The following is a 14,078-nucleotide window of genomic DNA, read 5'->3' on the forward strand; positions in this document are numbered from 1 at the left end:
CCGCTACATTAACATTGTTGGATTAAAATCAATTGAGATTTGTAGCTCTTTTTGCATTTCTGCTTGATAATGTTCATTTACCATTTTGAGCACGTTCTTTAAGTTTGGTTCCCGTTTGTATTTTATCATGCATTGATAACGATATCTATCTTTTATCCTTGGAATCGCTGAAGCAACTGGTCCTAGCACCATTGTTTGCTGTGAGCAATGCGTTCGTAAATACGAGGCAATTTTTTCCGTCACTTGTACCGCTTTTAATAATTCAGGATGAGATACAGTTACGAGTACAACATAGTAATATGGGGGGTATTGTCTTGTTCGTCTCATTTGCATTTCTTGGTCAAAAAACACATCATATTGTTGGTTCTTCGCTAACTCTATACTGTAATGTTCTGGCGTATACGTTTGAATCACAACTTCCCCTGGCAATTCATGTCTACCCGCTCGTCCACTTACTTGCGTCAATAGCTGATATGTCTTTTCACTCGCCCGAAAATCAGGTAAGTGAAGCATCGTATCTGCAGTTAACACCCCAACGAGCGTTACTTTCGGAAAATCTAATCCTTTAGCAATCATTTGTGTTCCGAGTAATATATCTGCTTTTTCTTCCCCGAACGCCTTTAATAATTTTTCATGCATTCCTTTTCGACTTGTCGTATCTACATCCATTCGAATGACTCGTGCCTCTGGAAATAGTTTTGTAATTTCTTCTTCTACCTTTTGTGTACCTGTACCAAAGAAACGAATGTATGTACTTTGACAAGCTGGACACTCAGTTGGCATATTCTCTTCGTAACTACAATAATGACATTTTAAACGATGATTCATTTTATGATATGTCAATGAAATATCACAATGCGGACATTGAACAACATACCCACAATCACGGCACATAACAAATGTAGAATGACCTCTTCTATTTAAAAAGAGTACCATTTGTTCTTTCTTTTCTAATCGATCTGCTATTTTTTCATGCAGCGCCTTAGAAAACATTGATCGATTCCCGTCACGAAGTTCTTCTCGCATGTCAACAATCTCTACCGTTGGTAAAGCTTGTTCATTCATACGTTTTTCCATTGTTAATAGTTCATAAACACCTTTTTTCGCCCTTGCAAACGATTCAAGTGTTGGTGTCGCACTACCAAGAACGATAGGACATTTATGATATTGTCCTCTCCAGACAGCTACATCTCTTGCATGATACCTCGGATTATCTTCTTGTTTGTAACTTGATTCATGCTCTTCATCAATAATAATAATCCCTAAATTCTCAAAAGGCGCAAAAACAGCTGAACGCGCACCAACTACAACTTTCACTTCTTTTCTTAAAATCTTACGCCACTCGTCATACTTTTCTCCAACAGACAACGCACTATGAAGAACTGCAACTTGTGAGCCAAACCTACCTTTAAAACGATCCACCATTTGGGGCGTTAGTGCAATTTCAGGAACAAGAACGATAGCTTCTTTTCCTTTCTTGAGCACTGCTGCTATAGATTGTAAATATACTTCTGTCTTTCCACTTCCTGTAACACCATATAGTAAAAATGGATTATAAGTTTCATTTGTAATTGATGATAAAATCGGTGTAATAACTTGTTTTTGTTCCTCCGTAAGTGGAAATGGTTTTGTTTGTTCAAAATCATCATCGTCATACGGATTTCGGTATACTTCCACATACTTTTCTGAAATGAATCCCTTTTTAACAAGTGCTTTTATTGGAGCATCTGTTATTTGTAACTCTTCTGTAATTACTTTCAACGGTGCACTTTTATAATTTTCCACAAAATAATAAAGTACATCTTGTTGTTTTTTACTTTTCAGTTCAAATGCCGCTAATTCCAATTTATCTTCTGGCAACTCCGGCTGAACCACTCTTTGCTTCTTCTTTTGTACTTTATCTTTCACTTGATAAACGACTTCAACCGTACCATTTTTAATTTCTTGTTGAATAGTTCGGTATAAATGTGGCTGTTGCTCGATTACTTCAAAATCAATTGCTTCTTTATCCTGAAATAAATATAGTATTTCAGGTGCTATTTCTTCCTGTTTACAAAGTTGTAGACGTTTTTTATACGTTGCTTTTATCGCAGTTGGAAGCATCACTTGAAAAGCTGAAATCATGTAGCATAACGTTTCACTTGTAAGCCAATATCCAAGCTTTAATAATTCATCATTTAAAACCGGTGTTACATCTAATATTTCATGGATTGTCTTTAACTTCTTACTTTCTACATCCACCGAATCTTTAATCCCAATAATAAAACCTTGCAATTTTCTTGGGCCAAACGGAACTACTACACGCATTCCTGTCTGTACAATATCTTCCCATTTTTTAGGGATAATGTAATCAAATGGTCGATCTGTCTGACGGGCAGGTACATCAACAATTACACTTGCAAATTTCATAAACGATCATCTTCTAACATCATTTCAATTTGCTTCAATATTTCACGAGCTACCTCTTTTTTCATTAAAATTGGCAACTCAATAACTTTTCCATCTTTTCTATACATTGTTACAATATTCGTATCCGTGCCAAATCCAGCTCCTTGCGCTTTTACATCATTCGCGACAATCATATCTGCATTTTTCTCACGTAGTTTTTTCGTTGCATATTCCTCTACATTTGTCGTTTCAGCAGCAAAACCGATAAGTAACTGTTTATCCTTTTTCTGACCTAACGTTTTTAAAATATCCACCGTTCTTTCAAGTTCAATGACAGCATCACCATTTTGCTTTTTCATTTTATTCTCATGAACATATTTCGGACGATAATCTGCAACTGCTGCTGTTTTAATGACAACGTCTACGTTTTGATAATGTTGAAGAACCACTTCTAACATATCTTGTGCACATTCCACTTGCACTGTCGTTACATGTAACGGTGGATTTAATGCTGTCGGTCCTGAAACGAGTATAACATCAGCGCCTAAATTCGCTGCCACTTCCGCAATCGCATACCCCATTTTTCCAGAAGAAAAATTTGTCATAAAACGAACTGGATCAACCTTTTCACGTGTTGGGCCAGCAGTTATTAATATTCTTTTTCCCTGCAATGGTTTGTGTTCTGATAAAGCTTCCTCTAACCGTGCAATAATTGCTTCAGGTTCTTCTAGTCGTCCCTTCGCTACATATCCACATGCTAAAAAGCCTTCCCCAGGCTCAATAAATGTATATCCTAGCGTTTTCAATGTCATCATATTTTTTTGAACTATTTTATTTTCATACATATGCACATTCATAGCAGGCGCAATCCATACCGGAGCTGTAGTAGCTAACAAAGTAGTTGTAATCATATCATCTGCAATACCACCAGCTAACTTTCCAATACAATTGGCAGTAGCAGGTGCGACAAGTACAACATCCGCCCAATCTGCTAAATCAATATGAGCAATAACAGCTGAGTCTTTCTCATCAAATGTATCCGTATATACATCATGGCGAGAAAGCGCTTGGAATGTAAGAGGCGTAACAAACTTCATTGCCGACTCACTCATCATTACTTTTACAATCGCGCCAGATTGTGTCAATTTACTCGTTAACGCAGCTGCTTTAAAAACCGCAATGCCTCCTGTTACACATAGAAGTATCTTTTTCCCTTTTAGCATATGACTCGTCCTCTTTCTTTTTCAAACTTATAATACTGAAATAGAATTCTCAGCTCGTCAGTACCAATATTTCATTCCTTTCGTAAAAAAATAACAACCTACTTGTAAATAGGTTGTTACCGTTACATAGAAAATTATAAAGTCTATGTTTTATTTTGTCGAAGGCAAAGGCTTATTCAGCTACTTTATCTTCACTTGGTACGTAGCTTAATGCTTCTGCATCGATTTCTTCTAATGCTTTACCTACACATTTATGAGAAACAGGTTTTTCTACAACACAGTTATTAGCAAGTTGCATTTCACGCGCGCGTTTTGCAGCTACTGTTACTAATGTGTACTTAGAATCGATTTTTTGTAGTAATGAGTCAATTGATGGATTTAACATAATTATAGACCCTCCGTCATTTCTTTATAATATTTTGCTACCCTTTCGCGGCGGCAATGTTCGCCAACCACAATTGCTTTAATTCTATCACAAGCTAATTCAACTTGATCGTTTTCTACTACATAGTCGTAAGCGTCCATCATCTCGATTTCTTCTTTCGCTACAGTTAAACGATTTTCAATAACATCTTCAGTCTCTGTACCACGTCCGACAATACGGCTTTTTAGTTCAGATAAACTTGGAGGTGCTAAGAAAATAAATACACCTTCTGGGAAAGCTTTCTTAACTTGAATTGCTCCTTGCACTTCAATTTCTAAGAATACATCTTTTCCTTCTTGTAATGTTTTTTCAACATAGTCAATCGGTGTTCCGTAATAATTACCTACGAACTCAGCCCACTCAAGTAATTTTTCATTACGAATCATTTCCTCGAATTCTTCTCTTTCTTTAAAGAAATAATCCACACCATCTACTTCACCTTCACGCGGCTTACGTGTCGTTACTGAAATAGAGTACTGAAAACGTGTATCCTCATGGCTAAACAGCTCTTTACGAACCGTCCCTTTTCCAACCCCAGAAGGCCCTGAAAGAACGATGAGCAATCCTCTTCTACTTCTCATAAATATGTAAAACCTACCCTTCCTCACTTAAATCTTCTTTATTATTCAAACGATGTGCAATCGTCTCTGGTTGAATTGGACTTAATACAACATGCCCATCATCCATAACAATAACCGCCCTTGTTTTTCTCCCATACGTAGCATCAAGCAAAGCATTATGTTCGCGTGCTTCCTGTACTGTTCGTTTAATAGGAGCTGACTCCGGACTTACAATAGCAATAATTCGATGAGCAGATACAATATTTCCGTATCCAATATTTAAAAACCGCATGGCCATAGTTTGCGCCTCCTAGTAAGTCTATCCGATTTCTCCACCACGTATAACTTTATATATTTTTTGAAAGCTACTCAATATTTTGTACTTGTTCACGAATTTTTTCAAGGTTATTTTTCATTTCTACAACATATTTTGAAATTGTTAAGTCATTTGCCTTAGAACCAATCGTATTAATTTCTCTATGCATCTCTTGCACGATGAAATCCATTTTCCTTCCAACAGGCTCTTCAATCTGCAATGTTTCACGAAATTGCTCTAAATGACTTTGCAAACGAACTAACTCTTCATGAATATCACAACGCTCTGCAAAGATTGCGACTTCTGTTAGCAATCTTTGTTCATCTAGATCTTGATTATGTAATTCTTTTAAGCGATTTTCTAATCGTTCACGATATTTTTGTGTAACAATTGGTGCATGTGGAATAATTGCATTTACACAATTGCTAATCTCTTGTAAACGATACGCTATATCTTTATGTAATCGTTCTCCTTCGCCATCTCTCATCGTTTTCAACATATGAGCAGCTTGACGAACAGCCTCATATAAACTGTTCTCAAAATGTTCATTTACATTTTCTATTTCTTCAATTGCTGTTACTTCTGGCATTGCCATTAATTGCTGAAGTGTAATAGAATCTTGTAATTGAAATTTTCCTTTTATATCTTCCATCATCGATTGGTACTGCTCAAGAAGTGACCAATTCACACTTAATTTTCTTTCAACAAGTCCTTCACCCGCTATACTAATAGACACTTCAATGCGTCCACGTCGAACTTGCTGTGCAATTATTTTACGAATTTTGTCCTCAAATACCATCATTTGCTTAGGAAGTCGAATACTCATCTCTAAAAAACGGTGGTTCACCGATTTCATTTCTACTGTAATTTGAAAAGTATCACTTTCTACTTTCGATCTTCCAAACCCTGTCATACTAGAAATCATTTTTATCACATCCAAGCCATAAAATAACTCAATGAAAAAGGTAATAGAGACAAGGCTCTACTACCTTCTGTAAATTATATCACATTTTCATAACATTGACTATTTCAAGTTTAATCCCTTCTTATATAATATCGGCTTTTTCTTCTTAGCCTTTTTCCCTGTTAATAAAGAACCTACTAGTAAGAAAGTCGGAATTGATGACAAACCTCCAATTAATAACCAATCTCTTGCTTGTATCGGCATTGTGCTAAAGATTGGTTGTAACGGTGGATAATATATAACCACTAGCATGAGTAGTAACGAAATAATAACCGCCCCTACTAAATACACGTTCCCAAATGGATTACGGTGAAAGACAGAATGCTCACTACGACAATCAAATACATGAATAAGCTGAGCAAGTACCAACGTCGCGAACGCTACAGTTTGTGCATATTTCAGTTCATTTGGATGTTGGTTATACGCAATAATAAACGCCACTAACGTCACTGCTCCAATTAAAAACCCTCGACTTATTATTTTCCACGCAAGCCCTCTAGCGAATACCCCTTCTTTCGGGTGACGCGGTGTTCTCTTCATCACATCTCCTTCAGCCTTATCCAAACCTAATGCCATCGCTGGTAAACCATCAGTAACTAAGTTCACCCATAAAATTTGAATAGGAACCATCGGCAGTGGTAATGCAAGTAACATCGCAAATAACATAACTAAAATTTCTCCAACATTTGACGCCAATAAGTAGCGAATGAACTTACGTATGTTCTCATATATATTTCTTCCTTCTTTAATTGCTGATTTAATTGTAGCAAAATTATCGTCTAGTAAAACAAGTGAAGAGGCTTCTTTCGCAACATCTGTCCCTGTAATTCCCATCGCTATCCCAATATCCGCTGTTTTTATCGCTGGAGCATCGTTCACTCCATCACCTGTCATCGCTACTATATGTCCTTGATTTTGCAGTGCCTTAACAATTTTCAATTTATGCTCAGGTGATACACGAGCGAATACATACGTATCTTCTACAACATTTTCTAATTCCTCCACATCCATATTCGCGAGTTCTACTCCTTCAACAACGCGTCCATCTGGTGGTAAAACTCCTAATTGTTCAGCAATCGCCATTGCTGTCACTTTATGATCACCTGTAATCATTACTGTTCGAATACCAGCTTCTTTACACTCTTTTACCGCCTGCGCCACTTCTGGCCTTGGCGGGTCAATCATACCTTGTATTCCAACCAACATAAAATCTTTTTCAACGTCTCTTTCATGTTCAATAGAATCCGTGACTTTTAAAGGTTTAAACGCAACTGCAATTGTTCGAAGCGCTTGACTACCTAAGCTATGAATAGCCGCCTGTACTTCTTTTCTATATAGCTCACTTAACGGCTGCTGCTTATCCCCCCATAAGATTGTTTGACTCAGTTGCAAAAGAACATCCGGTGCTCCTTTCGTAACAATAAACTTTTTCCCCTCTCGATCTCGTACAATAACACTCATCATTTTTCGAGTTGAATCAAAGGGGAATTCACGAATAATTTCAAATTTCCCTTTTAATGCCTCACGTGTTATCCCAGCTTTCATTGCTGCAGCTACAAGCGCTCCCTCTGTCGGATCTCCATCTAATACGTACGCCTTTTTCTTTTGAATAATATTTGCATTGTTACATAGTGAACCAAATGTAAGTAGCTGATAAAGTGATTTTGTCTTAGCTGGATTCACTTCTTTTTCACCTTTCATAAAAGAGCCATTAGGTTCATATCCTTGCCCTGTCACTTTCCACAATTCTCCGCCTGACCACATATGTGTTACCATCATTTTGTTTTGCGTCATTGTTCCCGTTTTATCAGAGCATATAACAGAAGCGCAGCCTAACGTTTCTACGGCCGGTAACTTCCTTACAATTGCTCTCTTTTTTATCATACGCTGTACACCAAGTGATAAAGCTACTGTAACAATTGCTGGCAATCCTTCTGGAATAGCCGCAACAGCTAGCGATACGCCAGCTAAAAACATATGATATACTTCATTCCCTTGATACACACCAGCCAATACAACGAGCGCTGTCAAAATAAGAGCTACAATAATTAATATTTTTCCGAGCTGTTCTAACCTTCTTTGCAGTGGCGTTTCCATTTGCTCTGCATTTTGCAACATATTTGCAATTTGCCCCATCGCTGTATTCATACCAGTTGCTACAACAACTCCTGTACCAGATCCTCGCGTAATCATTGTCCCCATAAAAGCCATATTTTTTTGATCCCCAATTGCAACATCTTGCCCTTGCAATGCTTCTACCTTCTTTTGTACAGGTACGGACTCCCCTGTCAAAGCAGACTCTTCAATATATAAACTTGATGCCTCAACAAGACGCACATCAGCCCCAATACGATCACCACTGGAAAACTTAATAATATCCCCTAAAACAAGTGCTTTAGATGGTGCTTTTACCCACTTTCCATTCCGCATTACAGTAACTTGCGGAGCGGCTAGTTCCTTTAAAGCTTCCAATGATTTTTCAGCTTTTCTTTCTTGAAAAAAGCCGAGAATACCATTGATAATAACAATGGCAACAATAGCAATAGAATCAATGTATTCACCTAAAAACGCAGAAACAATTGTTGCTCCAAACAAAACGAGTACCATGAAATCTTTAAACTGTGCTAAAAATACCATTAGTGCAGAAGGCCTTTTTGCTTCTTCTAATTCATTAGTACCAAATTTCTTTACTCGCCCTTCTGCTTCTTTCTCTGTAAGTCCAACCTTTACATTCGTATTCGTTCTTTCTTCCACTTCATGTGCTCGCATTCCATACCAGTTCATCCTGCTATCGACCTCCTGATTCCAGACATACTCTATTGAAAGCTTATTCAGCCTCGTCCAAAAAAATGCTATAATTAACATTTAGTTAGAAAGGAGTGTTCATTTATGGCATTCGATGGATTATTTACAAGAGCGATTACACATGAAATTGAAAATTCTCTTTACACAGGAAGAATTTCCAAAATATATCAACCTTCAAAATACGAGATTTTATTACATATTCGAGCGAATGGAAAGAACCAAAAACTAATTCTTTCATCTCATCCTACATATGCGCGTATGCACTTAACGAATCAAAACTACGATTCGCCAGCAATACCGCCGATGTTCTGTATGCTTCTTCGCAAACATTTAGAAGGTGGATTTATTGAAAAAATTGAACAAATCGACTTAGAACGCATTATTCAAATTACAGTTCGCAGTCGTAATGAAATCGGAGACGAATCATTAAAAACATTAGTAATTGAAATAATGGGACGACATAGTAACATTATCTTATTAGATACGAAAACAAACGTGATTTTAGATAGCTTAAAACACGTTTCATTAGCCGTAAACCGTCACCGAACTGTATATGCTGGTGCTGAGTACGTCGCGCCACCAGCCCAACATAAAATCAATCCTCTGCAAATTGAAACCGCAGATGATTTTATTAGACCGCTAGACTTTCTATCTGGAAATATGGATAAACAACTCGTCGGTGCTTTCATGGGAATATCCCCATTATTTGCAAAAGAAGTAGTAAAGAAAGCCGGTATGGCAAACGAGAAAGCATTATCAGAAGCATTTTTCTCTATACAAACACCATTACTATCTCATGCATATACACCTACAATGATTACTGCAAATGGAAAAGAATTCTTTTATCTTTTCCCTCTTACACACTTGCAAGGAGAAGAAAAAACATTCTCCTCAGTGAGCGAATTGTTAGATCGTTTCTTCTTTGGCAAAGCAGAACGTGATCGTGTAAAACAACAAGCTCATGATTTAGAACGCTTTATGCAAAACGAAAAAAATAAAAACGAGAAAAAACTCATTAAACTCGAAAAAACACTGCAAGATGCTGGAAAAGCAGATAAATATCAACTATTTGGAGAGCTACTTACAGCCAATATGTACGCTTTAAAAAAGGGCGATAAAGATATTGAGGTCGTTAATTATTACGATGAGAATGGTGGAACTGTAAAAATTACATTAGATCCTTTAAAAACACCATCTGAAAATGCACAACGCTATTTCCAAAAGTATCAAAAAGCAAAAAATTCAGTTGTTGTTGTAGAAGAACAAATCGAAAAAACAAATGAAGAAATTCTTTATTTTGATAGCTTACTTCAACAAATGGAAGCTGCTTCTTCAAAAGATATTGAAGAAATTCGTGAGGAATTAGCTGAAGAAGGTTATGTGCGCAATCGCAAAACGAAAAACGCAAAGAAAAAGCCTACTAAACCAGTATTAGATAAATATGTAGCAAGTGATGGCACAGAGATTTTCGTTGGTAAAAACAATAAACAAAATGATTATTTAACAACGAAGTTTGCCCGCCGTGATGAAATTTGGTTACATACGAAAGACATACCTGGCTCTCACGTTGTCATTCGTTCTTTAGAGCCTGCTGAAGAAACTTTACTAGAAGCTGCCAAAATTGCTGCCTATTACAGTAAAGCGAAAGAGTCTAGCTCTGTACCTGTTGATTTCACCAAAATACGCCATGTCAAAAAACCGAGTGGTGCAAAACTTGGTTTTGTTACGTACGACAATCAGCAAACCGTATATGTAACACCAGATGCTGATATTGTAATGAAATTAAAAGCGTAAATAAAAAATGCGTTGCTTATAAGCAACGCATTTTTTTATATTCGTTCACACTAATTCATATACCCATTTACTAATTCATAACACCTTGCTTTTGTCATCTTATATTTCTCTTCTGAGGCTTCGATACGCCTCATCGTTCCGTTATTTGTATCAGTACCAATTGCTTTAACTTTACTTTCTTTTTCTTTAACCCACGCAATTTGTTTCGTTTTTAACGACTGGAACGCATCAGCTGACATCGTACTTTTTAATGTACTGTAAATTTCATTTAGTTTATTATCCCACAGTTCATAATTTCCTTCTATTTCATTTACTATATCATTGGTTGACATAGCATTCGTATGTTTTTCTTGTTTATCTATAGCAGCTAATTCGCTTAAAACATTTGCTCTATCTATCTTTGAAGAAGATTCTTTTTGCGATTGTTTCTCGTCTTTTGAGCCTGTATACGCACTGGAATCCTTTCTCTGTACTTGTTCTGTTTCTTGAATATTTCTTTCTTTCGTTACTTTTTCATACCTATTTTCATCTACATTGTATGAAATAAGAGATGTTTTCGCATTTACAGTAATTAATCCGTTACTATCTTTGAATATATATTTCTTATCGCCACTATTTTCTTCACTTACAAATGACACATTCTTATCGTCTGGCATTTGTAAAATTCTATTTGCTTCTTCTTTTGTAAGTTTTAAATCTTCAGGAAAAACGAATGACCATTTATCCATTAACCATTCCCCTTCTTTATACACCAAATGAAATTCCCATTCTTGGGCCGCATGACCTATTTCATCTTCTAAACTTAATGTATGTACCGTTAAATTTTCTTTATCTTGTGAAGAAGAAAATCTTATTTCAGATTGAAAATAATTTGGGAATGGTAACATATCAGTCTCTCTCGATCTATTAAAGTTATTAAGCAATTCAGGAAGCTGATTCTCTACAAACTTTTTTGAAACTAATCCCTTAACTCCTTTTTTAACTGTCTCTAAATCCCCAGGATTATTTCGGCTCCATCCATTTTCTTTTTCCATCTCACTAAACGCGTTTGCTATTCCATCTACACTCTTTCTTACAATCTTTTTTGCTTCTTTTTCTGTCACTTCTGGCGCTTCATCAAGCTGGTCAATCATTTTATTCACTTGAACTTTGTTTTCACTTGTTTCACACCCCGTTATAACAAGCATACTAGCGGCCAAACAAAATGACATTACTTTACTTAATTTCTTCATACATTCACATTCCTTAACTCAATTTTTTCGTTACATCTCTTTACCTACAAAAAAACGTAACAATCCCTTATTATACCAATTTTTTAATTTATTTATACAAAAAATATAATATTTAAATTAAAAAGATTTTGTTTGCAAGTTTACATTATTGTTCATTCACATAAAAACTTACTGTAAAAATTATATATATATTTTACATCCGTCTAGTTTTTTTGACACACAGCTACCCTCTTCTCTTTTATTCTAAATAAATATATTGGCACAATTCTTGCTTTATTAATGTAAAAAGGAGGAATTAAAATGAATATAAGAATAACTAACATCCAAAAACAACTACATAATTACGGAATCGACGGGTTACTTATTACAAAGAAAGAAAACCGTCAATATGCAACAGGCTTTACAGGTAGCGCTGGCGTCGTCTTAATCTCTGCCGATCAAGCTGTTTTTATCACTGATTTCCGCTATGTAGATCAAGCGAAATCACAAATAAAAGATGCTGAAATTATTATGCATAAAGGAAATTTAGAAAAAGAAATTGCACATCAAGTATCGAAATTAAACATTCAAAAACTTGGAATTGAAGAAAACAACATGACATTGCAACAATATAAAAACTTGCAAAAATACGTACAGGCGGAAATGATTCAAGTGTGCGAAATTATCGAAAATATTCGTATCATTAAAGACACGCCTGAAATAGAAACAATGAAAATTGCAGCTAATATCGCGGACGAAGCATTTCACCACATTCTTACGTTTCTAAAACCAGGAATAAGTGAAAATGCTGTACGAGATGAATTAGAATTTTTCATGCGAAAAAAAGGGGCTACATCTTCTTCATTCCAAATCATTGTAGCCTCAGGCGTTCGTTCTTCACTTCCCCATGGAGTTGCATCAAATAAAATAATCGAACGAGGGGATATCGTTACATTAGACTTCGGTGCACTTTACGACGGATATTGTTCCGATATAACACGTACTGTAGCAATAGGGGAACCATCGGAAGAATTCAAAAAAATATACAATGTTGTACGAGAAGCGTTAAAACGTGGGACTGAAGCGATTAAGCCTGGAGAAACTGCGAAAAGTATCGATGATATAACGAGGGATTACATTACAGAACATGGATACGGTCAATACTTTGGCCACTCTACTGGGCACGGTCTTGGGTTAGAAATACATGAACCGCTTCGCCTATCCCAAGAAAGTAAGGTAACTTTACAAGAAGGTATGGTTGTTACAGTTGAGCCGGGCATTTACATACCGAACTGGGGCGGTTGTAGAATTGAAGACGATATCGTCATTACAAAAGAAGGCTATGAAGTTATTACAAAATCAAATCGGGAACTAATTGTAATCCCTTGTTAATAACAAAACTTTTTCTTTGCACATAGAATTCCTTCTCTGGAGTATTCATTTAAAGAGGAGGAATTTTAATTAAATTTTATAATTGAGAAAATAGAGGGTTTACAAGGAGAATTTTCAAATCTTGTTTCCATGATGAATTACGCTCGCTATACAACAATGCAAGCAGTGGAAGGTTTAACAATTGAAGAACTTGATTATTTATATGATAAGGACGCAAATTCAATTGGTATGTTATTGTACCATATGGCTGCTATTGAATTTTACTACCAAATTCATACCTTTGAAGACCGTGAACCGACGGAAGCTGAATTAGAACATTGGTTACCTGCTATTGAGTTAGGGAACCTTGGACGCGAGAAAATAAAAGGAAAATCTATAAAATTTCACATCAATACATTACAAGAAGTACGTTCCAAAACGATTGCAACATTTCAATCATTACCTGATGAATGGCTGTTTAAAACAACAGACTTTTGGTATGACAAACCAGCTAACAACTACTTTAAATGGTTTCACGTTTTTGAAGATGAAATCAATCATCGCGGACAAATTCGTTTAATTAAAAAAATGCAAAAATCTCATTCAGTAAAATGAGAAAATGCCACCGAATAAGGTGGCATTTTCTTTTATTCATTAACGAATAACTTTTCGTTTACTTTTTTAACGATTACCACTACCGACATTAATATACATATTAAATACAGCATTTTCGCAATAAATAACCACCCTTGAAACATTACAATTCCATCTAGTATCTCATTTCCTTTCAATAGCAAAAACGGAATTGTGCTGATTATAATGACAAACTCAATGCTGAAAACAATTTTCTTCTTTCGACTATATACTTTCCATTCCTTCCAGCGATACATAGGTGCAAAAATCAATGCTCCTATACATAATATAATCGGTATCCATTCACTTTTAAGAAATTGCCCTGAAATAACTGATAATAGTAAACAAACGAGCACACCATAATACCCTATTTTCTCTCTCATTCATAC

General features: G+C 35.9%; 12 protein-coding genes. 3 read left to right on the forward strand and 9 right to left on the reverse strand.

What is annotated here, in order from left to right; all coding sequences use genetic code 11:
- Positions 1-3: 3 nt before the first annotated feature.
- The 7 genes from priA to BHV55_RS19415 all read right to left on the reverse strand — a co-directional run bounded on the left by priA (position 4) and on the right by BHV55_RS19415 (position 8,659).
- Positions 4-2,409, reverse strand: coding sequence for a primosomal protein N' (gene priA / locus BHV55_RS19385; RefSeq protein ID WP_000666715.1), 2,406 nt, complete (start codon positions 2,407-2,409; stop codon positions 4-6).
- Positions 2,406-3,611, reverse strand: coding sequence for a bifunctional phosphopantothenoylcysteine decarboxylase/phosphopantothenate--cysteine ligase CoaBC (coaBC, locus tag BHV55_RS19390; protein ID WP_070756916.1), 1,206 nt, complete (start codon positions 3,609-3,611; stop codon positions 2,406-2,408). Before coaBC ends, priA begins: the two co-directional genes overlap by 4 nt.
- A 172-nt stretch (positions 3,612-3,783) precedes the next feature.
- The gene (gene rpoZ / locus BHV55_RS19395; RefSeq protein WP_000933960.1) at positions 3,784-3,996 is read right to left on the reverse strand and encodes a DNA-directed RNA polymerase subunit omega; all 213 of its coding nucleotides are present in this window, start codon (positions 3,994-3,996) and stop codon (positions 3,784-3,786) included.
- A 2-nt stretch (positions 3,997-3,998) separates the two neighbouring features.
- Positions 3,999-4,616, reverse strand: coding sequence for a guanylate kinase (gene gmk, locus BHV55_RS19400; protein ID WP_001257741.1), 618 nt, complete (start codon positions 4,614-4,616; stop codon positions 3,999-4,001).
- A 13-nt stretch (positions 4,617-4,629) separates the two neighbouring features.
- On the reverse strand, positions 4,630-4,893 hold the full coding sequence (remA, locus tag BHV55_RS19405; protein WP_001251456.1) for an extracellular matrix/biofilm regulator RemA: 264 nt from the start codon (positions 4,891-4,893) through the stop codon (positions 4,630-4,632).
- Positions 4,894-4,960: 67 nt separating this feature from the next.
- Entirely contained in the window at positions 4,961-5,836 is an 876-nt protein-coding gene (locus tag BHV55_RS19410) for a YicC/YloC family endoribonuclease (protein ID WP_000625869.1), read from the reverse strand.
- A 99-nt stretch (positions 5,837-5,935) separates the two neighbouring features.
- Complete coding sequence (locus tag BHV55_RS19415; RefSeq protein WP_001104775.1) at positions 5,936-8,659, reverse strand: calcium-translocating P-type ATPase, SERCA-type; 2,724 nt, start codon at positions 8,657-8,659, stop codon at positions 5,936-5,938.
- A 105-nt stretch (positions 8,660-8,764) separates the two neighbouring features.
- Here BHV55_RS19415 and BHV55_RS19420 point away from each other — a divergent pair, with 105 nt between their 5' ends.
- Positions 8,765-10,474 (forward strand): Rqc2 family fibronectin-binding protein, encoded by a 1,710-nt coding sequence (locus BHV55_RS19420; protein ID WP_000863279.1) that lies wholly within the window; start codon positions 8,765-8,767, stop codon positions 10,472-10,474.
- A 50-nt stretch (positions 10,475-10,524) separates the two neighbouring features.
- Here BHV55_RS19420 and BHV55_RS19425 read toward each other — a convergent pair whose 3' ends face one another.
- Positions 10,525-11,706 carry a lysozyme inhibitor LprI family protein gene (locus BHV55_RS19425; RefSeq protein ID WP_000736527.1) on the reverse strand — a complete coding sequence of 394 codons (1,182 nt, stop codon included), beginning with the start codon at positions 11,704-11,706 and terminating at the stop codon, positions 10,525-10,527.
- 300 nt (positions 11,707-12,006) lie between these two features.
- Between BHV55_RS19425 and BHV55_RS19430 the strand changes: the two genes are divergently transcribed.
- A complete protein-coding gene (locus BHV55_RS19430) occupies positions 12,007-13,077 on the forward strand; it encodes a M24 family metallopeptidase (RefSeq protein WP_001026208.1) in 1,071 nt (356 codons plus the stop codon).
- Between the two features lie 129 nt (positions 13,078-13,206).
- Complete coding sequence (locus BHV55_RS19435) at positions 13,207-13,671, forward strand: DinB family protein (RefSeq protein ID WP_070756917.1); 465 nt, start codon at positions 13,207-13,209, stop codon at positions 13,669-13,671.
- A 32-nt stretch (positions 13,672-13,703) separates the two neighbouring features.
- On the opposite strand, the gene BHV55_RS19440 is transcribed toward BHV55_RS19435, so the two are convergent.
- Positions 13,704-14,072, reverse strand: a complete 369-nt coding sequence (locus tag BHV55_RS19440; RefSeq protein WP_030027591.1) for a YoqO family protein — start codon at positions 14,070-14,072, stop codon at positions 13,704-13,706.
- Between the last annotated feature and the right edge of the window lie 6 nt (positions 14,073-14,078).

The sequence above is a fragment of the Bacillus sp. RZ2MS9 genome, from assembly GCF_001816185.2.
Classification (GTDB): Bacteria; Bacillota; Bacilli; order Bacillales; family Bacillaceae_G; genus Bacillus_A; species Bacillus_A cereus.

Coding starts and splice junctions, on each gene's coding strand:
- remA (WP_001251456.1), bottom strand. CDS start 4,893: ATGGCCATGCGGTTTTTAAATATTGGATACGGAAATATTGTATCTGCT.
- coaBC (WP_070756916.1), bottom strand. CDS start 3,611: ATGCTAAAAGGGAAAAAGATACTTCTATGTGTAACAGGAGGCATTGCG.
- BHV55_RS19420 (WP_000863279.1), top strand. CDS start 8,765: ATGGCATTCGATGGATTATTTACAAGAGCGATTACACATGAAATTGAA.
- BHV55_RS19440 (WP_030027591.1), bottom strand. CDS start 14,072: ATGAGAGAGAAAATAGGGTATTATGGTGTGCTCGTTTGTTTACTATTA.
- BHV55_RS19410 (WP_000625869.1), bottom strand. CDS start 5,836: ATGATTTCTAGTATGACAGGGTTTGGAAGATCGAAAGTAGAAAGTGAT.
- gmk (WP_001257741.1), bottom strand. CDS start 4,616: ATGAGAAGTAGAAGAGGATTGCTCATCGTTCTTTCAGGGCCTTCTGGG.
- priA (WP_000666715.1), bottom strand. CDS start 2,409: ATGAAATTTGCAAGTGTAATTGTTGATGTACCTGCCCGTCAGACAGAT.
- BHV55_RS19415 (WP_001104775.1), bottom strand. CDS start 8,659: ATGAACTGGTATGGAATGCGAGCACATGAAGTGGAAGAAAGAACGAAT.
- rpoZ (WP_000933960.1), bottom strand. CDS start 3,996: ATGTTAAATCCATCAATTGACTCATTACTACAAAAAATCGATTCTAAG.
- BHV55_RS19435 (WP_070756917.1), top strand. CDS start 13,207: ATGATGAATTACGCTCGCTATACAACAATGCAAGCAGTGGAAGGTTTA.
- BHV55_RS19430 (WP_001026208.1), top strand. CDS start 12,007: ATGAATATAAGAATAACTAACATCCAAAAACAACTACATAATTACGGA.
- BHV55_RS19425 (WP_000736527.1), bottom strand. CDS start 11,706: ATGAAGAAATTAAGTAAAGTAATGTCATTTTGTTTGGCCGCTAGTATG.